Here is a 20,408-nt window from a genome sequence, read left to right as displayed (position 1 = left end):
AAGTAGTGGTCAAAGTAGATCTTTTTACCATTGACCTGCTTGACTTGTTTTGTCGTCCCACGCTTGATTTCACGTGAAATGGTGGAGCGACTTTTTCCCAAACGTCTAGCGATCTCAGCTGGTTTCACCCCTTCTGATAGGAAGGCCTCAATTTTTCCTCGTTCTACCTCTGAGAGGTGGCAATAGGGTTGTTTTGCGGTACAATTGGTGGTGGACATGCTTATCTCTTTCCTTATACTTTGTTTCGCAACTTTAGTATATCAGATAAGCTTGTCTTTTTTTGTTGCACCTCATTTTACAACGGGGCCTTTTAAAATTTTCCCTTCTCCCAAGGAAATTTTAAAAGAAAAACGATTCCTTAGAGATGCCCAACTTTTGAGCCGCTCGCTAAGGAATCGTTTTTTGTACAGTAAAACTAAATTTTAACTACTTCTATTTTGATGACAGGGTTCACTCTTGCCTTTTGGTTTTCAGCACAAAAGAGAGAACATTACTTCCGCATTATGTGGATGGCAAGCCTCCAAATTCACCATCTAGATAGATGTTTTTTAGTTGTCCTTCTTCGGTCAATTGAATCGTGTCTTCTAGGAAGGTGAAGCCTTTTTCTTTCAGTTCGGCAACGGCCGACTCGAGGTCAGCTGTTTTCATGGCAATATGGCCATTCTTTCCTAAATAAGGAGCCCGTAAACATTCAAAATAAGAACCGGCAAACTCTGATTTCATCCCATGTCGAGGTTCTAAATTGAACATCAGACTCAATAACTTAGACAGCTCTAGAGCCTTTTCTTCAGACTCTGTATTAATACCAACATGGGCAAGTTCAAATTTATTTTCCATAAGTATTTCCTCCTACTTATACTGGGAAAAGAATCAGGGCACCAGCAGTCAAGGCTAGGAGACGGATGAAATATTGAGGAATCGTAAATTTCCAAAACTCAACCATGGAATAATTCCCTGTCCCCATAATCAAGGCAGGCATACCATCTACTGGTAGGAAATGACCACACCAACCAGAGATAACAATGGCTGCTGCCGCTGCTGTCGGATTAAAGCCTAGATGCGTACATGTAGCGATAGCTAGGGGAGCAAAGACTTTGACTGTCCCTAGAGTTGAGCCAGTCAAAGTCGCTAGAAGGCTGGTCAAAACGCAGAAGACGAAAATCAGAAGGAAAGGACTGATACTAGAACCAAACATTCCGGCAACTGATTTACCAACTAACTGTGTCAAGCCTGTGCTGCCTAGGGCATCTGCAACACCGATAACCCCCGCAGACATAAGAATAATCGGAGCGCTGATAGCATCACGAATTTCTGTACAGTCCAAGACACCTACCAAGAAAATCGGAATGACAGCAATCCCTGTCATGGCATAGCCGGCATCGCCGATATAGCTTTGGGAGACCATCCCAGCAACTGCCAAGGCAAATGAGAAATAGGGGACCAATTCTTGTTTCCTTGTCAGCCGACTTGTTTCGGCCTCTTGACCTTGGGAATTAGAGCTTTGCGATTCGTCGTCTTCCTGATTGGAAATAGGGTGATCGGGTAGAATCTTGTAGGCTAGCAGGGACCAACCCAAGAAGCCCAGTGACAAAATCAAGTTGACAATGGAAAATTTAATCAGATTAACTTTGGCACTAACCCCAGCAGCTTGGAGAACAGCAACGGTTATCCCGTATTGCAGAGCTGTATTAAAGGGAACTAGAGGATGGTTAGCGGCAAAACCAGCAGGCATCAATACCCGAGTGGTGGCAAGGCCTTATTTTCAGGTAAGGCTGACAAGAGTCCAATGACCAAAACATAATAAGCTGTCGAGCCCGTTCAAAATAAGCTTGTCCCTAACATAACGATTAAGATGATGAGGACATAGGCCTTGTAGCCTCCTTTTTTAGCCATATTAAACATGGATCCCTTGAACTTAGTAATAAAGCTCGTTTTCTGGAGGGCTGCTATAATGGCCATGAAGGCTGCCAACATCATAATGGTAGAGTTAGCAAAGCCGGCAAAGGCTCCCTTAATATCAGTTATGCCAGTCACAACTAATAAGAGCAGAGCAATTAGGGGAGTCTATCTCTCATGATCAAGATAATCATGAAGACGGTGATCCCCAAGGCGATAATCATTTGAAGTGTCATAAATAACCTCCTTCAGTCAATTAAGTTATCAGTTCATACCTTTTTCTTTGTTAGAAGTTAATACTGCTTTCAAGGCCGTCATGACCTCTTCAGAGAGATAATTGAAAGGACGGCGACAATCTCCAACTGGGTGGCCCAATAATTTAACAGCTTTTTTAACGACCGTGTTAGGATTACCGTATTTAAAAATAGCTCTGAAATCGGCAATTGAATCTTGAGCAGCTTGGGCTTCCTCAAGTTTTCCTTCTTGGAAGAAATTATAGATAGAAGCCAAAACATGAGGATAAACATTGGAACAGCCGGCAATTCCTCCGGTTCCTCCTTCTTTCAAAGCCGGTAAAATCAGGGCATCATTACCTGACAGGACATAAAACTTTTTGTCCAAATTTTTTGTCAACTGGATATAGGCTTTGAGATTTTCCCAATCACCACTGGAATCTTTTGCACCGATAATATTATTGACATCCTGTGCCAATTTTACAACGGTCTCTGGTAAGAGTTTGTTGCCAGTTCGAGCAGGAATATTATAAAGAACAATTGGAACATCAACTTCCTTGGCAACAGCAACATAGTGATCATAGAGTTCTTTTTGCGAAGCTAGGGCAAAACTTGGCGTGATAATTGACAAAACATCGGCACCCAGTTTTTCTGCGGCCTTACTCAGCTCAATAGTATCACGAGTGGAAATACAGCCTGTCCCTGCATAAACTGGAACCCGTCCTTTTACCTGATCAATGATTGCTTCTAAAACCTATAATTTTTCATCCGAGTTCAGAATATAACCTTCACCATTAGTCCCAAAAGGAAAAATTCCATGAACGCCTCCAGCAATTAGGCGATCAATCTGATTGCGTAACTCGGCAATATTGATACTTTCATCTTCCTTCATAGGAGTCAAAATCGGTGTAATGATTCCCTTCAATTCAACATTAGTCATAACGCTCCTCCTTTATAAAACGTTTAGATACTAGTTAGTAGCATGTACCTTAATTTTAAGCGCTTTTACAATTAGATAAAATTGCCTCTGCTATTATTTTTGTTTCGATATGAAACTTATTCCTTCTTTTATTCCAGAACTTCTTAACTCTGATTAATTATGTCACAAAATTAAACACTTAGTCCATTAGCTGAGGTAAAATTGTAAACAAAAAACACCAATCAGGTCACTAAGGATAGCCACTCCGATTGGTGTTTGAATTTAGATGAAGGGATCAAAGAGTCCTTTAACAATTTTCGTTTTTTATTTTACAAACTGACTAAAGAACAGCCTCGGTAGTATAAATTTTTCAATTGAGACTCAAAATAAAGTGGGATAAAGACACCCAATTCCTTCTCCTCCTCGATTTATTGGCGAAAGGTTAAACAGTCGACTATCCCTTCTGCTTTTCAGTTTTTCGGCAAGGGTCACTTATACACATCCATGTAGAATTCGATTTTGTCGCCTGATTTGACCTTGGTTTGGTCGGCTCCGGTGTTGGAGAGTTTGCCATTGACTTTAAAGAACCAATATTTGCCAGCAGTCTGGTCTTGCTTAATGCCGTTAATGCTGGTGATGAGGCCACCCTTTTCTTCAATCTTGGCCTTACTCTTAAGGACATCTCTTACAGTTGCTCCCTTTTTGAAGCTGACCTCTTCCTTAGTCGTCTTAGCATCGGTTTTGATAATCAGGGTGACGCTCTGCTTGGAAGTGTCCGTTTTTTTGTCAGCTGACTTAGAAGCTTGGCTATTGCCGCAGGCGACCAAAAGTAAGCAAGAGAAGATTAGGGCTAGGCTAATCAGTAGTTTTTTCATGGGAAAACCTCCTAAAAATAGAGAAAATAATGGGGTAAAAGAGGGCCGTAGAGGCTGCATGAAGCAAGTCGAATGTCAGCCCCGCCAAAATGTAGGCCAAAATCGGGGTAGAAAAAATCAGGGCCGAACTGACATCTAAAATCAGGCCATAAAGTAGAGAGAGACCTGCTGCTGCCATAATCTGTAGGGGCAAAGCGAGGTTGAGGGGAAAACTCTTAAACAGCCTTGCTAGCCAGTGCCAGATGAAACAAATTAGGGCAAAGACTAGCATCTGGCGAAAGACCACCTCACCAAAGCCCAGCAGAAAGCCGGTCAGGAGCATGGTTAGGCTCGAAAGGATAATCCCATCCACTAGGCCATAGGTCAAGGTAACCACCAAAAAAATAGCCGTAATGGGTTGAACATTGGGCAAGGCCGAAAAGGCCTCTCTTAGGGCGATACAGAGGGCCGTCAGAAGGGCCAGCCTAGTCAAGCGGTTGAGACTTATTTTCATAAGTATCAGTCTATGATAGAAAGGCAGGCCTGTCAAGCCTGTCTGGCTAAGCAAACTGGAGCTAACATTCGCAGATAGTAGCGGTTCAGCCAATCTTACTTGCTGGGCCGGTTCAAACAGTTGCGGGTGATATGGTTACCCTTCACCCGACAGGCCTAGCGGGGCCTCCCATTCAAGGTGGTGGTGCCTTTTTAAAGTTCAAAACCTCCACCCGACAGCCCTCACCTGGTCCTATCTTGCTAAATTGGCGGAGTTCTTTAGTTGACGAGGTGAGAGGAGAGGGATATTTTCTCCACCAATCTGGAGATAGTTGCCTTGCAGGCAATCTCTTTCTTTGCTTCTTGGCCAACTTTGGGCTAAGATAGGTAAAAATGATACTCTGGGAGGACTAATCTATGAAGAAAAAAATTAGTTTAGGTTTAATAATAATTGCCAGCCTTGCTCTCATTTTTGGAGCTTGGCAAATCTGGCAGCGACAAGAGTCCGGCAAGAAGCTGAAACATGAGTCTGTACCCACCCTCTTCTTTCATGGCGGCGGCTCTTCCTACCATGCCGAAGAGCATATGGTCAATGCGGCTAAAAAAGCTGGGGCTTCTAACAAGTCCATCATCGCCTTTGTCGACAAGAATGGTAAGGTCCGCCTGCAGGGGAAACTGAAACAATCAGATAAGAATCCCCTAGTCATGGTCAACTTTGAAAATAGCACCAACTTCAACTTTAAGGACCGAGGTCGCTATGCTACAAATGTCATCAAGGCCTTGGAAAAAGTCTACTCCTTTAAGAAGGTCAATATGGTAGGACATTCGGCAGGTAACATTGCCATCGTCTACTACATGCTCCAAAACGGTCAAAACAAGTCCATGCCCCAGGTGCAAAAGTATGTCGCTATTGCTGGCCATTTTGCAGGACTGAATTTCAAGGGCATACCGGATGCCATTCATCAGCCAGAGGATTTGAAGCTGGACAAAGATGGTAAACCCAATAAGATGAATGCCACTTACCAAGAGATGACCAAGTTGCGGGAGACCTATCCCAAAAATCGGACCCAAATCATCAATCTGATTGGCAATATTGGCGGTCATACCGATGGAACTGTCCCCAATGCCTCTTCTCTGTCGCTCAAGTATCTGGTTTCACCTGTCGCAAAATCTTATCAGGAGAAAACTTTCACAGGGCCAAAGGCAAAGCATTCCAAGCTGCACTCTAATCCCCAAGTCAATAAGACCTTGATTAACTTTATCTGGGGCAAGTCAGGTAAAATTTAAGTTTTTACCGAAGCTTCCTCTCAAACCTATTAAGGTCGTAAGAAAAGCCAATGCCCATTTTAAGAGTACTGGCTTATTTTTTTGTGGAGGGAAAGTACTATCCCCAGACTTTTTCGGTGATGCTGGCGATTAACTTCAATTTCTTCCACTCGTCAGCTTCGGTCAGACTGTTGCCTTCTTCGGTTGAAGCAAAGCCACATTGGGTAGAGAGAGCCAAGTTTTCTAGTGGGACAAGTTTGGCTGCTTCTTGGATTCTGGTCACAACTTGGTCGACATCTTCCAAGGCTGGATCCTTAGAAGTGATAAGTCCCAAGACGATTTCCACATTCTTGCGGCCATTCCAAATCTCGGTCAAGGGAGCGAAGCTACCACTTCTGGCATCATCATATTCCAAGAAGAAATTATCATAGTTAAGTTGGCCCAGATATTTGGCAACGGAATCATAGCCCCCCTCAAAGAGATAGGTGGACTTGAAATTCCCCCGACAGACATGAGTTGCCAGAGTCAAATCTTCTGGCAGTCCAGCTAGGGCCTTATTGATGGTGTAAACATTGTCCTCAGCAATTGAGGCTAACTCAGCTGTTTTCTCGGGATTGTCCTTGTAATCTTCGAACTGCTGAATCAAATAGCCCCAGGTTGTGTCATCCAACTGGACATAACGGGCACCCAAATCATAGAAGTGCTGGATGGTGTCATGATAGGCCTGAGCCAGGCCATCAAGATAAGCCTGCCAGCTATCATAATGGTCTAGAGCCAAATCTGAACGATGGTCCCGCTTGATGACTAGGGAAGGACTAGGAATAGTTACCTTAGGGGTCACACCCTCAGGAGTGACCGACTTGAGATAGCTAAAATCTCGGTAGAAGGGATGGTTAGGATTCTCGGCAATTTTACCGGCAATACGAACATTGGTCGTCCGAGTTTTGGCTCCATGGAATTTATAGGAATCCTCCTGTTGGTAGGCTTCAAAGCCTGTCAGGTTCCAAAGAAAATCCAAGTGCCACCAAGAGCGACCAAATTCGCCATCGGAGACAACCTTAAGGCCGCTTTCTACCTCATGCTTAACCAAGTCTGCAACCTGTGTATCCTGGATTTTAAGAAGTTCCTCTTGGCTAATTTCACCAGCACCGAACTGCTCACGCGCCGCCTTGAGTTCCGCTGGTCGTAAATAGGAACCAACATGGTCAAAATGATATTGAATCTTAGTCATAAATAGTCCTCCACTCTTACTTGGAATAAAATACTTTTTTAAAGATGACCCTATTCTAACACCCATCCTTATAGCTGTAAAATATATATTTTTTATTTTATTTTATAACTATTAGCTATATCCCAAAATTGGCCCTTGCCTTTCTAGTCAAGAAACTAATCATGTTATTTCTGCCCATTGACACCTAACCCACTTTGATAGCAATAAATGATGGTGACAGGCTCTAACCTAGGATTGATGGCCTTTGTTGACTTAATTTACCTAGCCAGACTAAAAAAATATAATAAGAATAAGATGGAGAAGTGGAGTAAAAAGCACTAAATTCTGTGGTTTTTACTTCTCCCTCTTTCAATCAATAAGACACCACTTTTCCTGACACTGGTCAAAATTGGGGGACTTTTTTAATCGGCTCCTGCTTTTTTAGTTCTGAATCTTTGGGCCTCGGTAAGCTGCTCCAGCTTTTCAAATCTGCTCCTGGGTAGTGGAGTAAAATGCTTATTTCTAGGCTATTCATTTTGATTTTTTCAACTATTTACGTTAAAATAGGACTTAATGAGAAAAAGAATAAAACCGATTGTCGTTTATGTCTTTTTGGGTTTGATTGGTCTCCTTTTGAGTATTGCTGCTGTAGTGGTCTCCAATGCTCCTAGCTCTACCTTACAGGCAGCTAGGAAGAACCAACCATCAACTACTTCTACCAGTAATCCCCAGACATCAACGTCAAGTTCGACAGATGCAGATTTTAAATTAAATCCAATTGTCGATATTTCAGGTTGGCAGCTACCCAAGCAAATTGATTATGATAGCTTGGCGAAAAATGTATCGGGAGCTATCGTCCGCGTTTACGGTGGATCAAAAATCTCCAAAGATTCAAATGCTGCCCACTCCACTGGTATCGATAAATCCTTTAAGACCCATATTAAGGAATTTCAAAAACGCAACGTTCCTGTCGCCGTTTATAGCTATGCTCTTGGTTCTTCTAAAAAAGAAATGCGGGAGGAAGCTAAAATTTTCTATAAAAATGCTTCCCCTTATAAGCCAACCTACTATTGGATTGACGTTGAAGAAAATACCATGAAAAATATGGATGCAGGTGTTGAGGCCTTCCGTGCTGAATTGAAGCGCTTGGGGGCCGAGCATGTTGGCATCTATATTGGGACCTACTTTATGACTGAGCAGGAAATTTCTGTTAAAAAGTTCGATGCGGTCTGGCTACCAACCTATGGTTCTGACTCGGGCTACTACGAAGCTCAGCCAGAAACCGACGTTGACTATGATTTGCATCAGTACACCTCCAATGGTTCCTTGCCTGGCTTTGATCAGACCCTGGATTTAAACCAGATTAACCCTAACAAAGACAAGAAAAAAACCTTTGAAAAACTTTTCGGATCCGTTGACCAATAAAAACAAGCTAGAAATTTCTAATAGAGTCTGGAGACGAAACTCCAGGCTCTATTCTTATCTGCTTTCACTCATCAAATGATTCTCATCCTATTACAATTATATTAATACTCAATGAAAATCAAAAGTGAACAGAGCAAAGACATTAATACATGGTATCGACTTGCTTTGTCCCTTGGATAATTTTGAATTTCGGAGAGTCAAAGAAGGCCAAGCACACGAATGACATCCCTAGAAAACTTTTGGTACAAACTCAATCAAACAAAACACGGAAAAGAGTATTTCTTTTCCAGCATTATTATCCTGATTGCCCTCCTAGTCAGTGCAATCTTTCTCAAGGGGTATGTCTTTTACGGCAAGTCCCAGGTTCTCTACTCTTATAAGGTCGAGACCAAACAGACGGCCCAAGCTAAACAATCTACCCACGTTTACCATGATATTCACGCCCTCAAAGGCTTTTCTAAGATTTCAGCAGGAACCAAATTGACAGTGTTGGGCTATGATGCCATCAAGCATCATAATCAAAAGGAACTCTTTGCTAAGGTAAAAGTGGACGGCCAAACCCTCTATGTGATGGCCAAAGCCATTACTCTCAAGCAAAGCAACGCTATCAATCGCTACATCGCCAACCTTGGCTATCCCAAGGTTAGCCCCAAGCAAGATATTTACAGCAAATTTAAAAAGGAAGCCTACCATACCCAGAGCAAACAGCCCAAGGGAATTGTTATCCACGATACTGGGACCGAGAACTCCACGCTGGCAGGTGAAAAGGCCAACATGGAAAATGACTACCGTGATCAAGGGGTCTTCGTCCATAGCTTTATTGATGATAAAGAAATTTTAACCATTGCCAACCCCAATTATATGGCCCAGGGGGCTGGACCCAAGGCCAATCCCTACTACCTACAATTTGAGATGGTCCATGTCTATCAGAAAAAAGCCTTTGCCAAGCAAATTGCTAATGCCGCCTACTACACAGCTCTCATGCTTAACAAGTACAATCTGGGGATTACTCTAGGTCAGAAAAATGGCCAAGGCACAGTTTGGACCCACGAGATGGTTTCTGAAGATTTAGGGGGTACCAATCATATTGACCCCAGCCAATATTGGGAAGACTCCGCCAGTCAATTTTTCCAAACGGACTATGATGTTGAGGATTTTGTCCAGCTGGTGCAGGCCTATTATAATCGTCTTTAATATGCTATAATGGTGCTTGAAATTGGATAATAATACTCCTTTAATACTCTTTGAAGTTCAAGACTTTCAGCCGATAGCTCCGGCGTGGTCATGTCCTGCTAAAAGGGCAGAGCTCTTTAGATGATAAGGTACGGGTGGAGTAATAGTTTTGATTTTAACTCAGTATAAAATCAAAAGACATAGGAAAAAACCAGCCTCTCTTTCTCAGATTTGACTGGCTACAAGGATGGGTAACGGTCTTGACATTTCCCCAAGTTATATCGAGCATACGAGGAAAATATGACTAAGAAAAAGAAGATAAAAAAGACTCTGGTCGATCAGATCTTAGATAAGGCCAAGATTGCACACGACTCCCTCAATTTTAACGGTCTCGACGGCCAATTACCAGAAGGTATTGAGCGCTCAGAAATCTTCAAGACACTGGCTCTCAAGGGAGATAAAACAGGACCGATTATTGGCATTATTCCCATCACCGATCACCTATCTGAGAAAAGGCTGGCTAAGGTGTCCGGAAATAAAAAGGTCGCCATGATTCCCCAAAAGGACCTGGAAAAAACGACCGGTTATATCCACGGTGCCAACAATCCTGTTGGAATCCATCAAAGGCACAAGTTCCCCATTTATATTGACCAGGTGGCTCTGGAGATGGGGCAAATGATTGTCTCAGCTGGTGAGCTCAAACGATCAATTAGGATTGACAGCCAAACCTTAGCGGATTTTGTTTCGGCAGAGTTTGCTGATATTAAGGAGTAAGGATGCGATTACTTGGTAATTTAATTTGGTTTTTCTGCTCAGGACTCTGGGCTGGCCTAGCTTGGGTTTTTGTCGGCCTACTACTCTGTCTGACCATTGTTGGCATTCCTTTTGGCCTGCAATGCTTTAAAATTGGTAGCTTTGGCCTATTTCCTTTCGGTAAGGATATTGTTCCAGCCTCTAATTTTTCTAGCCTCTTCTTTAACATTATTTGGATTATCTTTTTTGGCTGGGAGTTGGCTGCCATGCACTTGGCCAGTGCCATCGTCCTCTGCCTGACTATTGTTGGAATTCCTTTTGCGCTACAATCCATTAAATTAGCTGGTATCAGCCTATTTCCTTTTGGCGTTACCGTTATAGAAAATTATTAAAATAGAAAGTTTGATTATGCGCTTATTTTTTGTCAGACATGGAAAAACCCAATGGAACTTGGAAGGACGCTTTCAGGGCTCAAAAGGGGACTCTCCGCTTTTAGAAGAATCCGTGGAAAACCTAAAAAAATTAGGCCACTACTTATCAGCCATTCATTTCGATAAAGTCTATACTAGTGACTTGAAACGGGCGCGAGATACCGCTATGCTGGTCATGGAGGCAAATCAGAATCCGACTGAGATTACTATAGCTAAGCCTCTGCGAGAATGGAACTTAGGCCGGCTGGAAGGGCAAAAAATCTCGACCATTGCTTCGATTTACCCTAAACAAATGGAAGCCTTCCGCTACAATCTCGCTAAGTTTGATAATGACTTTTTTGAAGCGGAATCCGTTTACCACGCGACCAGACGGGTAGCTAAGTTCGTTGCCAGCCTAGACTATGAGCATGACCAAAACGTACTCTTAGTTGGCCATGGTGCCTGCTTTACAGCAGCCACCAATTATCTTCTAGGCTTTGAATCCGGTCAGTTACGCCGCCAGGGAGGACTGGACAATGGCAGTGTCACCATCTTAGAAAGTAGCGATGGTAAGCATTTCAATTTGATTCGTTGGAATGATATCTCCTATATGGAAGAGCAAGAGCAATTATCTTAATACTCTTCGAAGATCTCAGAATACAAAAGATAAGGCGGGGCTGTTCTTTTTTCTGTCTGAATTTTCGAGGCGAGCTGCTATTGTGTCGAGGTATTTAGGCCTTTCTCATTTTGATTTTCAATGACTATAAATAAAAAAGGTTAGAAGGCAGGCTTTCTAGCTTTTACTTTTTCAAATTTTTAAGAAGGATTTTTATGGCTAAAAAAATTGTTTCAAAGCGTGTCTCAAATTACGAACTTTTTTATGATTTGGTTTTTGTGCTGGCTATGTCTCGGATGACTAGTTACCTCCATACCGGTCATTTCCATCTAGGCTATTTAGCAGCCTTCATCGTCTCCAACAGCTTGGTCATGTCCATTTGGACCTACCAGACCATCTACCTCAATAAGTACGGCGAGCGGGACCCCTTAGATGTTTATCTCAATATTCCTTCCATGTTTATTGTCGGCAATTTTGCCCTTATGCTGGGAATGAAATCTTACAATTTGAGTGAATACCTACTCTATAATGGCTTGCTTATTCTAGCTCACGCCCTGATTGCCTTTCAATACTATCTCAGGGGCCGACGGGACGGTTTCAATGTTGATATGATTTCTATCATCAAACGATTGATGGTGACGATTGCCTATTTTGGACTGCTAGTTCTCGCAGTTGCCGTATTAAATCTCTTTGATTCAAACAATTCAAACTTATACTGGCTCTGGCTCATTCCTTGGTCTTTCCCTCTCTTCATCAATAAGGGGGCCGATTTCCATCAACTTAATTTTCCCCATCTCGTAGAAAGATTTCAACTGATTACCATTATTAGTTTTGGTGAAACCGTTGTTGGTTTGATTCAGTCTTACCCTCTCTATCAATCTCCTTTCCTTGGTATTCTCTTCTTCTTTGGCGTTTCTTTTATGTTCGTAGCCTATATCTCTCAAACTCATTTAACCATCAACCACCATCAGAAAACTCGAGGAACTGTCTTGATTTACGCCCATTTGATTTTGATTATTGCCATCAATATGCTTACGACAGCTTTAGAAAATTTTGCCAGCCCTGAGCACCGACATTTCGCATTGGCAATTCTATCCTTTGGTCTATTTTTCTACTATTTAGCCCTCTATGCCACCTCCATCTATAACCGCCGCCTCTATCGCTTTGCCAAGGTCAATTACCTGCCCTATATGATTTGTGCTAGCATGGGTATCGGACTCATGTGGGTCTTTCACTCTTGGCCACTAGCTGTCGCCATCGTCTTTGCGGCTACTTGCTTTATTATCCATCGTTTAAATTTCTATGCCAGACGGCAGGCTAGGGAAGCCCAGAAAAAACAATAAAGACGAGAGTGAGAATTCTGCAAAAATCAAACCATAACCATAGCAAAAAATCCAGCAGGAATCTGTTGGATTTTAATTTATCACGGAGCAAAGACATCAGCTACTAAAGTAGCGATATCTAACGCCAATCGCTGTAGCGAGTTGGCTAGCTCCCTGATTAACTCGGTTAGGTCAGTATCATCGACTGCCCTAACCTCGTGTCAGCCTCTTAATGCCATAATGGAACTTCTGATTGGGGCGGACCTGGCGATCAAAGCCAAATTCTTCAAATACGCAATCGCGAAAGTGGGCCTTGATAATCAGGACCTTTTGAGCAACCCGACTGGCTTCTGCCAATAATTCTCGACTGAGAGGAGAATAGTTGGCCAGGGGCTTGAGGCCCGCTAGATTTTCTGACTCCTTAATAATCTGGGTGAACATAGGATCAAAGTATATGACATCATAGCTCTTATCCTGCTGTTCTCGTAGATAGGCCAAAGCCTCCTGATTGAGAGGGCTGATAGTTCGCATGGCCCTATCTAGTCTGGCATTGCCGGTTTGGAAGTTGGCCAGTCCCTGACTGACCACCAGATGAATGAGGGGATTGGACTCCAGGGCTGTGACCTGATGGCCGGCCCAGGCCATAACAATACTATCACTAGCTAGGCCCATAGTGGCATCAAGAATTTTCAAAGGCCTTGGCCCCAGGAGGTCCAGAAGCGGGTCGTGGGGAGCCTTGATTCGCAGCATGGCCGTGTCAGGATGAAAGGCCAACTGACTGCCATCTGGATGGACTGCAGCAAGTTTGTCTTGATAGACCACAAGAACTGATGCCTCACCTTGCGTCAGTTTTTTGAGAGACTGTTTATTGCGATTCAGATAAATTAGAGAATATTGCTGAGCCAAGGCCTGAGCCCTTTTGACTAAGCCAGAATCCTGTCCAAGGCTGGTTGTGACAATAGTTTTCATACGGATATTATAGCAAAAATCAAGAGCCCAGGGTGACTCTCGATTTGTCCTGCCTAGAAATTAAAAAGCAAGGAAGATGGAAGATGATAGAGAGATTAGTTTTTTTCTGCTCCATGTAGCGAGAAAGGAACTTTTCAAGGTTTTTTCATCTGTCATCTATTTGCTACTCACCACTTTACGTAAATACCAATAATAGATTCCAATCAAGCATAGAATAACTAGATCCAAAGCGAAATGCCAGCCAAAAATTTGAATCCGATTTCTAAAGAGACAGGTTACTATTACTAATAGGACATCTGCCCAAAAAGCTAGACCAGCCAGAGAAACAGCCGATTTATTTTTGAAAATATAGAAGATTGGAGTCAGTATTCCCCCCAATAAGTTACCTATCCACAAGATCAAAAAGAAGATAGGATAGTTAGTGAAGTAAGCCTTGATAGCCGGGGTATAAAGTTCCGCAAAATAAGCCCGATTATGGGTCACCACCATGATAAAATCATAGCAACCAATCAGATTTAAGGAGAACATTAAGACTGCAAAGCAGATACCCCAAATAGTTAATTTTTTCATTTTAGTAACCTCATTTCTTTAAAAGCTTGGACGAAAAAGTCACTGTTTATTAAAGCTAAGCCTTGATTGATATCGCCTAAAACCATAAGCTCATCACCTTTCTTGATCTTAAAAAGTTTTCTCGCTCGTGCGGGAATGACAATTTGGCCTCTCTCTCCAACAGTTACTGTGCCAAAGACATATTTACCTTCTGTAGGCTTAGACATAAAGGGTAATTCATCTCCCTTAACCAATTCGTCTAAACTAATCTCAAAAATTTCTGCCAAGCGGCTTGAAGAGATAATATCCGGTAGGCTCTCGCCCAATTCCCATTTACTAAGGGTCTGGCGAGACACTCCGACCATTTCAGCTAGTGTTTCCTGAGAATAGTCTGCCTTTTTTCTAAGTGACTGAATTGTTTTATTAATCATACTTTTCTTACCTCTTTTTTAGATTCATTATAGGGGTTTTTATTGGATATTCAAGCAAGTATATTGGCAAAACAAACGGTTTTTGTTAATAATCGTAGCAAAAAAAGAAGCCCTACAGGCTTCTTTTCAAAAATTCTTATTCTGCTTCGTCTTGAACTGGACGGGATTTTCGGGTGATATCGTCTAGGATATTATCAACAAATTCTGCGATGGTTTCGGTGTGAGTTTGCTTGCTGCCGTAGCGACGGACGTTGACGGACTTATCAGCCATTTCCTTATCCCCAACAATCAGTTGGTAAGGAACCTTTTGGGTTTGGCTGGCCCGAATCTTGTACTGCATCTTTTCGTTACGTTCATCCACTTGGACCCGAATACCACGGTCACGAAGGGCATGAGCCACTTCCCAGGCATAGTCGGTGTGGGCTTCATTAGAAACAGGGATAACGGTAACCTGTTGTGGTGCCAACCAGGTTGGGAAAGCACCCTTGTAAGTTTCAATCAAGTAGGCTAAGAAACGTTCGAAGGTAGAAATACCACCCCGGTGAATCATGATTGGACGATGTTCTTCACCGTCGGCTCCCACATAGTGGAGGTCGAATTTTTCAGGCAGAAGGAAGTCCAGCTGAATAGTTGAGAGGGTTTCTTCATTACCGAGTGCAGTCTTAACTTGGATGTCTAATTTTGGACCGTAGAAGGCTGCTTCTCCTTCGGCTTCATAGTAATCAAAGCCGAATTCGTCCATGGCTGCCTTGAGCATAGCTTGGGCATTTTCCCACATCTCATCATTATCAAAATACTTGTGGGTGTCATTAGGGTCACGGTAAGAGAGACGAAAGCTGTAGTCGGTGATATTGAAATCCTCGTAGATGCTGGTAATCAGGTTAAGAGCCTTGAGGAATTCACTTTGAATTTGTTCAGGAGTCACAAAGATATGGGCATCATTGAGCGTCATTTCCCGCACCCGTTGCAGTCCTGAGAGGGCTCCTGATTTTTCGTAGCGGTGCATCATGCCCAACTCAGCAATCCGAATTGGTAATTCCCGGTAAGAATGGACATGGTGCTTGTAGACTTGGATGTGGTGAGGACAGTTCATTGGTCGTAGGACGAATTCTTCACCATCACCCATATCCATAGTTGGAAACATATCTTCCCGGTAGTGGTCCCAGTGACCTGAAGTCTTATAGAGATCTACTGAAGCAATCGGTGGGGTATAAACATGTTGATAGCCGTCAGCTACTTCCATATCAACAATATACCGCTCTAATATCCGACGAATAGTTGCCCCGTTTGGCAGCCAGAAAGGCAGGCCTTGACCAACTTCTTGAGAAATCATAAAGAGGTCTAGTTCTTTTCCGAGTTTACGATGGTCACGCTCCTTGGCTTCCTCCAAGCGTTTGAGATAGGCCTTGAGGTCATTCTTATCGAACCAAGCTGTCCCATAAATCCGTTGCATCATTGCGTTGTCGCTATTGCCTCGCCAGTAGGCACCAGCTACATTGAGTAAGTGGAAGACTTGGATGCGGCCAGTTGATGGCACGTGTGGGCCACGGCAGAGGTCAACATATTCACCCTGACGGTAGATGGTCAGGCCACCAGCATCTTCAGAGTGTTCTTCAATCAATTCTAGCTTGTAAGGGTCATTCTTGAAGATTTCGCGAGCTTGATCCTTGGTCACTTCCTCACGAATAGATGGGAAGTTTTCCTTAACAATCTTCTTCATCTCTTCTTCGATTTTTGGCAGGTCTTCGTTGGAAATTTGACCGGCTTGATTGTCGGTATCATAGTAGAAACCATCCTGTATCGCAGGACCGACACCCAGATGGATATCTGGGAAGAGACGACGGGCTGCTTGGGCGAAGAGGTGGGCGGCTGAGTGCCGCAAAATAGCCAGAGCATCTTCATGGTTGGGTGTCACGATTTCCAGGCTACCATCTTCAGTAATAGCCCGGGTCGTATCAATCAGTTTATCATTGAATTTCCCAGCCAAGGCTTTCTTAGCTAGAGAATTGGAAATGGTTTGAGCAATTTCAAAGGTTGTGATGCCAGATTCAAATTCACGAACCGCACCATCAGGGAAGGTAATTTTGACCATAGTGGCCTCCTTATAAATTTTCTTGGTATTAAATACTTATTAAAATTCAAAAACTTATTTTCGATATTTTCTAACGTAGCAAGTTTATCAGTGATTAAAAATCGCTGATAAACTACGGTAATCGCTAAAGCGACTTACCTAGCTACCTTACTAAATTCATTTTCAAAATAGCATCGATTTTGAAAATGGAATGTCGTTTAGTGGTGCGGACGGAAGCAAACTCCTGACGGAGTTTCATTGCGACACTCGGTTAGATCGGTCGATTTTACTGACCTAACCGAGTTAATCAGGGGGCTAGCCAATCTCCGTAGAGATTGGCGTTAGATATCTGCTACTTTAGTAGCTGATATCTTTGACCCGTGGTAAGTTTTGAGCCCCTTCGCTTTTGAATTTTTAGGCTCAGGCAGATTTTGTCCACCGGACTAAATCTCTCTCAAAAATCCCGTTATCAGTGACACTTTCCTTGTCACTGATAATACCACCACAGCGAAAATATCAGTTTTATCTCACTTCGTTCGCAGATTGCCTACAACAAAGTTTTTGATTATAAAACAGGTCAAAGTTTTTATTTTAGTTTAGTATTAAATAAATACCGATTAATGTCCACTCAGGGGTAAAAAATAGCCCTGCATCCCAAAAGGACGCAAGACTACGTGGTACCACCTTAGTTTATCAATAGTAAGGACTATTGACCTTGTGTTTGGCTTTAAGGGAGCCACCCTTCTATGTTTCCATAAAAACAAGGAAGGAGTATTTCTTGATAGACCTGTGCTTTTCCACCGACCAAGCACTCTCTTCAAAGTCAAACACAAAAAACATATCTTCGGTTTTTATTATAGCAGGAAGAAAGAAATTTTCAAGCTCTATCACAGATTTTCTTTGACAGATGAACAGCGACTATTGTAAATATAATAAAACCAGCAAAGTTATTGGAATTAAGAAATCTGGAAGGATGATAACAACATTACCAGCATTGGTATTATGACTGGTAATTAGTTCTCTGATATGATTGATGCCGGCCCCAATTAGAAAAAAGGATAGTACAATTAATAGAGGGAGGGAATTTTGTCCATTATTGGTCAAGCCACAGTAGACTCCACTAACCCCTATTCCCAAGGTTATCAGACCAAGTTCCTTCTGAAAGCCATTGGAAGTCCAACCAATAGACTGAGCGACCCTCTCGCTAAAGATAAAATGCCCAAGAAATCCGAAGCCCCCAAAGAAACCAATACCAAAGACCAGATGGGCCTGTAAAAGACTAGTAACCAGACCTTTTTCTGGAAAAATCAAAAATAAGAGCAATCCCAAAATCCAACTGATCACATATGAAATAATGTATGCCATCTCTTTATTGTCAACCTTCTAATAATTAGTCCTACGATACAAGTTGAAAATTTAATGGCTTGAACTAAATAGTCCCTAGCCCAAGAAATCCCTAATAGATTTAACCAGCCGAACTGGAGCCTTAACCACCTTGCGAGAAGTCTTGACCGTCGTTTGCACAGCTTTTTTAGGCAAACGAACGGCCGACTTAACCAAACGAACCGAACGGTCGGTTGGACTTCCTTCCACTGTTAAGGAGAATTTTTCAGTTTGATGAGTCGAATAAGAAATCAGGATATCCAGATAGAATTGGTAAACAGATTGGCCAAAATGCTCTGCCGAAACCTCATAGCGCTTGCGCTCCAATTGTTCCTGAGTCAAATTAGGGGTCAAGGCAATTGCATCTAGGACGGTATCTGCAATATCTACTTCATTGTAGAAAAGACTGCCAAACATGCGGTTGGTAATCAGATCATCCAAATATGGATTGCCGTGAGCAATGATAGGGGTCCCCATAGCCAAACTTTCAATGTAGGTCAGGCCTTGAGTTTCGCTGGTTGAGGCCGAGATGAAGAAATCGGCGGCTTTGTAGTAAAGCTCCGTTTGGTCGTGAGGAATCATTCCCGTGAAAACAACCGCGGAACCTAGGTTGAGCTTTTCTGCCTGTTTCTTAAGTTCACCCAGATAAGGGCCATCACCAGCGATAACTAACTTGACACGGTTATTCTCTTTAAGTATTTGAGGCAGAGCGGCCAGTACGCCCTGAATATTTTTTTCGGATGAGACTCGAGACAGACTGAGCAACATAGTTTCTCCCTGCTTGATTCCTAGCTTGGAACGCAAGGCAACTACAGCTTCTTCTGTCACCTCGTCACAAGTGAAATCTTCCAGCGGGATACCTGTTGGGATAACCCGCTTAGGAATTTTAACCCCATAGCCATCCAGCAGATTTAGAACAATCCGACTAGGACAGATGACTCCATCTAGTTCCTTGAGGTAGCCTCGCATGATGTATTTGACCATGCCGGGTCGGATCAGCCGCCCCTTAGCAATGTAATCCACATAATCCTCATACTGGGTATGGTAGGTGTGAACAACCGGAATATGGAGGGCAGATCCTACCAATTTTCCCAAAAGACCCAGACTAAATTCGGTCTGGGTATGGATAATATCTAATTGATAGTCTTTAGCAATCTTGTAGGCTGTAATGACACCACGATAGACAACCCGGCGATCTGAAAAAGAAACGAAGGGAACGCTAGGCAGACGAATAATAGTAGGATCCTCAAAACGCTTGACCCCCTTGTCTGTCCCTGTAAAAATATAGACCTCATGCCCCTTTTTCTCCAACTCATCTTTCAAGGTTTTGATACTGGTCGCCACACCAGACACTTGGGGGAAATAAGTATCTGTAAATAATCCAATTCTCATCTTACAACTCCATAACCCTCTGATAGACAGCTGCTAACTGTTTAGACACATTTTCAAGTGAACGGGTTGTAGCCACTTGATAGCCAGCCTCTCGCTTATCAACCTCTTTACTAATGGTACGATAGAGGCTGGCAACAAATTCTTCATTATTATGACAGAGCTCTGCGGAATCCCCATCAATCCAGCCCTCATAAACAGGAATATCTCTCAAGACAACCGACTGATGGCTAGCTAGAGCTTCCAGCACCACAATTCCTTCGGTTTCTTCATAGGAAGGGAAGAAGAAGGTGTCTGCCCCGCTCATGGCTCCTTCGAAAATGTCTCCCTTGAAATAGCCAGGAAAGAGAACATTGTCAGGATGGTCTTTTTCAACCACCTTACGAATATCGGCCGGTATCACCAATTCATTGATTTTCCCAAACCAGATAAAGCGAACTTCTGGCATTTGCTCAGCCACTCTGACAAAATCAAGGATGCCCTTGCGCTTGAAATAAAGGCCGGCTGAGATAACTACTTTTTGCTCGGGAGCAATTTCAAAGTATTCCCGAAAGGTCTTCTCTTTCTCTGGACTGGGCTGGTATTTAGCCAAATCAATCCCATTGGAAATAGCTGAGATTGGTGTTGTCACCCCGTAATTTTCAATTAAAGATTTAGAATACTCAGAAGGTGTGATAATATAGTCGGCCGCCTGATAAATCTTCTTGAGATAGGTCTTGAAGACAGGAGCAACTAGATTCGAGCCAATAAAAGAATTACGAAAATCCTCCATGGTAGAGTGCCCATGGACGATGACCTTCTTGCCTTGTTTTTTAGCAGAGTTGAGCAGGGCTAGGCTTTTGGGCCCATAGGTGTTAATGTGGACAATATCGTAATCATCCTTTTGGTTGGTCGTATAGGGGATTCCAGCAATCTCCAAGGCCCTTTGCTGATGCTTTATGGCCCGACCGATACCTGATTTGCCAATCAGATTTTCACCTTCCAAATAGAGTAATACTTTCATAAACTCTATTATAGCTTATTTTGAGCCAAAATTCATGACTTACG

General features: G+C 42.8%; 20 protein-coding genes and 2 pseudogenes. 7 read left to right on the top strand and 15 right to left on the bottom strand.

Annotated features, from left to right (window positions below):
* From BS63_RS0104675 to BS63_RS0104645, 7 genes and pseudogenes are all read right to left on the bottom strand, one after another.
* The coding region (locus BS63_RS0104675) for a helix-turn-helix domain-containing protein (RefSeq protein WP_028798457.1) at nucleotides 1–218 on the bottom strand (218 nt) is incomplete at its 3' end.
* 283 nt (nucleotides 219–501) lie between these two features.
* On the bottom strand, nucleotides 502–837 hold the full coding sequence (locus tag BS63_RS1000000111340) for a VOC family protein (protein ID WP_002961088.1): 336 nt from the start codon (nucleotides 835–837) through the stop codon (nucleotides 502–504).
* A gap of 16 nt (nucleotides 838–853) precedes the next feature.
* Nucleotides 854–1,732 (bottom strand): SLC13 family permease, encoded by an 879-nt coding sequence (locus tag BS63_RS0104665; protein ID WP_028798456.1) that lies wholly within the window; start codon nucleotides 1,730–1,732, stop codon nucleotides 854–856.
* A gap of 86 nt (nucleotides 1,733–1,818) precedes the next feature.
* Complete coding sequence (locus tag BS63_RS0104660) at nucleotides 1,819–2,034, bottom strand: hypothetical protein (protein WP_019786685.1); 216 nt, start codon at nucleotides 2,032–2,034, stop codon at nucleotides 1,819–1,821.
* A gap of 126 nt (nucleotides 2,035–2,160) precedes the next feature.
* A pseudogene (gene dapA, locus BS63_RS1000000111335) lies at nucleotides 2,161–3,069 on the bottom strand (4-hydroxy-tetrahydrodipicolinate synthase).
* Between the two features lie 467 nt (nucleotides 3,070–3,536).
* Nucleotides 3,537–3,923, bottom strand: coding sequence for a DUF4430 domain-containing protein (locus tag BS63_RS0104650; protein WP_002961089.1), 387 nt, complete (start codon nucleotides 3,921–3,923; stop codon nucleotides 3,537–3,539).
* The gene (locus BS63_RS0104645; protein WP_002961091.1) at nucleotides 3,904–4,416 is read right to left on the bottom strand and encodes a hypothetical protein; all 513 of its coding nucleotides are present in this window, start codon (nucleotides 4,414–4,416) and stop codon (nucleotides 3,904–3,906) included. The genes BS63_RS0104650 and BS63_RS0104645 overlap by 20 nt, the downstream gene beginning before the upstream one ends.
* Before the next feature lie 395 nt (nucleotides 4,417–4,811).
* Between BS63_RS0104645 and BS63_RS0104640 the strand changes: the two genes are divergently transcribed.
* Nucleotides 4,812–5,681 (top strand): alpha/beta hydrolase, encoded by an 870-nt coding sequence (locus BS63_RS0104640; protein WP_002961094.1) that lies wholly within the window; start codon nucleotides 4,812–4,814, stop codon nucleotides 5,679–5,681.
* A gap of 97 nt (nucleotides 5,682–5,778) precedes the next feature.
* Here the strand turns inward: BS63_RS0104640 and BS63_RS0104635 are convergent, their stop codons facing one another.
* Nucleotides 5,779–6,891, bottom strand: coding sequence for a vitamin B12 independent methionine synthase (locus BS63_RS0104635; RefSeq protein WP_002961097.1), 1,113 nt, complete (start codon nucleotides 6,889–6,891; stop codon nucleotides 5,779–5,781).
* A gap of 705 nt (nucleotides 6,892–7,596) precedes the next feature.
* On the opposite strand from BS63_RS0104635, the pseudogene BS63_RS0104630 reads away from it, so the two are divergent.
* The 6 genes and pseudogenes from BS63_RS0104630 to BS63_RS0104605 all read left to right on the top strand — a co-directional run.
* Nucleotides 7,597–8,295, top strand: a pseudogene (locus BS63_RS0104630) (glycoside hydrolase family 25 protein); the annotation flags it as partial.
* Nucleotides 8,296–8,514: 219 nt separating this feature from the next.
* On the top strand, nucleotides 8,515–9,489 hold the full coding sequence (locus BS63_RS0104625) for a peptidoglycan recognition protein family protein (RefSeq protein WP_019770631.1): 975 nt from the start codon (nucleotides 8,515–8,517) through the stop codon (nucleotides 9,487–9,489).
* 279 nt (nucleotides 9,490–9,768) lie between these two features.
* Nucleotides 9,769–10,242 carry a YbaK/EbsC family protein gene (locus tag BS63_RS0104620; protein WP_028798455.1) on the top strand — a complete coding sequence of 158 codons (474 nt, stop codon included), beginning with the start codon at nucleotides 9,769–9,771 and terminating at the stop codon, nucleotides 10,240–10,242.
* Between the two features lie 2 nt (nucleotides 10,243–10,244).
* Nucleotides 10,245–10,613 carry a YccF domain-containing protein gene (locus BS63_RS0104615; protein ID WP_002961107.1) on the top strand — a complete coding sequence of 123 codons (369 nt, stop codon included), beginning with the start codon at nucleotides 10,245–10,247 and terminating at the stop codon, nucleotides 10,611–10,613.
* Between the two features lie 16 nt (nucleotides 10,614–10,629).
* Complete coding sequence (locus tag BS63_RS0104610; protein WP_002961109.1) at nucleotides 10,630–11,268, top strand: histidine phosphatase family protein; 639 nt, start codon at nucleotides 10,630–10,632, stop codon at nucleotides 11,266–11,268.
* Between the two features lie 194 nt (nucleotides 11,269–11,462).
* Entirely contained in the window at nucleotides 11,463–12,590 is a 1,128-nt protein-coding gene (locus BS63_RS0104605) for a low temperature requirement protein A (RefSeq protein WP_019771557.1), read from the top strand.
* A gap of 189 nt (nucleotides 12,591–12,779) precedes the next feature.
* Here BS63_RS0104605 and BS63_RS0104600 read toward each other — a convergent pair whose 3' ends face one another.
* The 7 genes from BS63_RS0104600 to BS63_RS0104565 all read right to left on the bottom strand — a co-directional run bounded on the left by BS63_RS0104600 (nucleotide 12,780) and on the right by BS63_RS0104565 (nucleotide 20,364).
* Nucleotides 12,780–13,538: a class I SAM-dependent methyltransferase gene (locus BS63_RS0104600; RefSeq protein ID WP_002963399.1), complete on the bottom strand. Its 759-nt coding sequence runs from the start codon at nucleotides 13,536–13,538 to the stop codon at nucleotides 12,780–12,782.
* A 156-nt stretch (nucleotides 13,539–13,694) separates the two neighbouring features.
* Nucleotides 13,695–14,108, bottom strand: coding sequence for a hypothetical protein (locus BS63_RS0104595; RefSeq protein WP_002963398.1), 414 nt, complete (start codon nucleotides 14,106–14,108; stop codon nucleotides 13,695–13,697).
* Entirely contained in the window at nucleotides 14,105–14,518 is a 414-nt protein-coding gene (locus BS63_RS0104590; protein WP_002963397.1) for a helix-turn-helix domain-containing protein, read from the bottom strand. Before BS63_RS0104590 ends, BS63_RS0104595 begins: the two co-directional genes overlap by 4 nt.
* 136 nt (nucleotides 14,519–14,654) lie before the next feature.
* Nucleotides 14,655–16,610, bottom strand: coding sequence for a threonine--tRNA ligase (thrS, locus tag BS63_RS0104585; protein ID WP_002963396.1), 1,956 nt, complete (start codon nucleotides 16,608–16,610; stop codon nucleotides 14,655–14,657).
* 897 nt (nucleotides 16,611–17,507) lie between these two features.
* Nucleotides 17,508–17,954, bottom strand: a complete 447-nt coding sequence (locus tag BS63_RS0104575) for a DUF6790 family protein (protein ID WP_002961206.1) — start codon at nucleotides 17,952–17,954, stop codon at nucleotides 17,508–17,510.
* A 75-nt stretch (nucleotides 17,955–18,029) separates the two neighbouring features.
* Nucleotides 18,030–19,364, bottom strand: coding sequence for a glycosyltransferase family 4 protein (locus BS63_RS0104570; protein WP_028798454.1), 1,335 nt, complete (start codon nucleotides 19,362–19,364; stop codon nucleotides 18,030–18,032).
* A 1-nt stretch (nucleotide 19,365) separates the two neighbouring features.
* Nucleotides 19,366–20,364, bottom strand: a complete 999-nt coding sequence (locus BS63_RS0104565; protein WP_002961203.1) for an LTA glycolipid anchor biosynthesis glycosyltransferase, IagA/BgsA family — start codon at nucleotides 20,362–20,364, stop codon at nucleotides 19,366–19,368.
* Nucleotides 20,365–20,408: the final 44 nt, after the last annotated feature.

Source organism: Streptococcus sobrinus DSM 20742 = ATCC 33478, assembly GCF_000686605.1.
GTDB classification, from domain to species: Bacteria; Bacillota; Bacilli; order Lactobacillales; family Streptococcaceae; genus Streptococcus; species Streptococcus sobrinus.
This window is presented reverse-complemented; position numbering and strand designations above follow the sequence as displayed.

Bases quoted from the DNA above. Each gene is read 5' to 3' on its own strand.
- BS63_RS0104620 (WP_028798455.1), top strand. From the start codon at position 9,769: ATGACTAAGAAAAAGAAGATAAAAAAGACTCTGGTCGATCAGATCTTA.
- BS63_RS0104595 (WP_002963398.1), bottom strand. From the start codon at position 14,108: ATGAAAAAATTAACTATTTGGGGTATCTGCTTTGCAGTCTTAATGTTC.
- BS63_RS0104650 (WP_002961089.1), bottom strand. From the start codon at position 3,923: ATGAAAAAACTACTGATTAGCCTAGCCCTAATCTTCTCTTGCTTACTT.
- BS63_RS0104610 (WP_002961109.1), top strand. From the start codon at position 10,630: ATGCGCTTATTTTTTGTCAGACATGGAAAAACCCAATGGAACTTGGAA.
- BS63_RS0104635 (WP_002961097.1), bottom strand. From the start codon at position 6,891: ATGACTAAGATTCAATATCATTTTGACCATGTTGGTTCCTATTTACGA.
- BS63_RS0104605 (WP_019771557.1), top strand. From the start codon at position 11,463: ATGGCTAAAAAAATTGTTTCAAAGCGTGTCTCAAATTACGAACTTTTT.
- BS63_RS0104665 (WP_028798456.1), bottom strand. From the start codon at position 1,732: ATGCCTGCTGGTTTTGCCGCTAACCATCCTCTAGTTCCCTTTAATACA.
- BS63_RS0104570 (WP_028798454.1), bottom strand. From the start codon at position 19,364: ATGAGAATTGGATTATTTACAGATACTTATTTCCCCCAAGTGTCTGGT.
- BS63_RS0104565 (WP_002961203.1), bottom strand. From the start codon at position 20,364: ATGAAAGTATTACTCTATTTGGAAGGTGAAAATCTGATTGGCAAATCA.
- BS63_RS0104600 (WP_002963399.1), bottom strand. From the start codon at position 13,538: ATGAAAACTATTGTCACAACCAGCCTTGGACAGGATTCTGGCTTAGTC.
- BS63_RS0104645 (WP_002961091.1), bottom strand. From the start codon at position 4,416: ATGAAAATAAGTCTCAACCGCTTGACTAGGCTGGCCCTTCTGACGGCC.
- BS63_RS1000000111340 (WP_002961088.1), bottom strand. From the start codon at position 837: ATGGAAAATAAATTTGAACTTGCCCATGTTGGTATTAATACAGAGTCT.
- BS63_RS0104590 (WP_002963397.1), bottom strand. From the start codon at position 14,518: ATGATTAATAAAACAATTCAGTCACTTAGAAAAAAGGCAGACTATTCT.
- BS63_RS0104575 (WP_002961206.1), bottom strand. From the start codon at position 17,954: ATGGCATACATTATTTCATATGTGATCAGTTGGATTTTGGGATTGCTC.
- BS63_RS0104615 (WP_002961107.1), top strand. From the start codon at position 10,245: ATGCGATTACTTGGTAATTTAATTTGGTTTTTCTGCTCAGGACTCTGG.
- BS63_RS0104640 (WP_002961094.1), top strand. From the start codon at position 4,812: ATGAAGAAAAAAATTAGTTTAGGTTTAATAATAATTGCCAGCCTTGCT.
- thrS (WP_002963396.1), bottom strand. From the start codon at position 16,610: ATGGTCAAAATTACCTTCCCTGATGGTGCGGTTCGTGAATTTGAATCT.
- BS63_RS0104625 (WP_019770631.1), top strand. From the start codon at position 8,515: ATGACATCCCTAGAAAACTTTTGGTACAAACTCAATCAAACAAAACAC.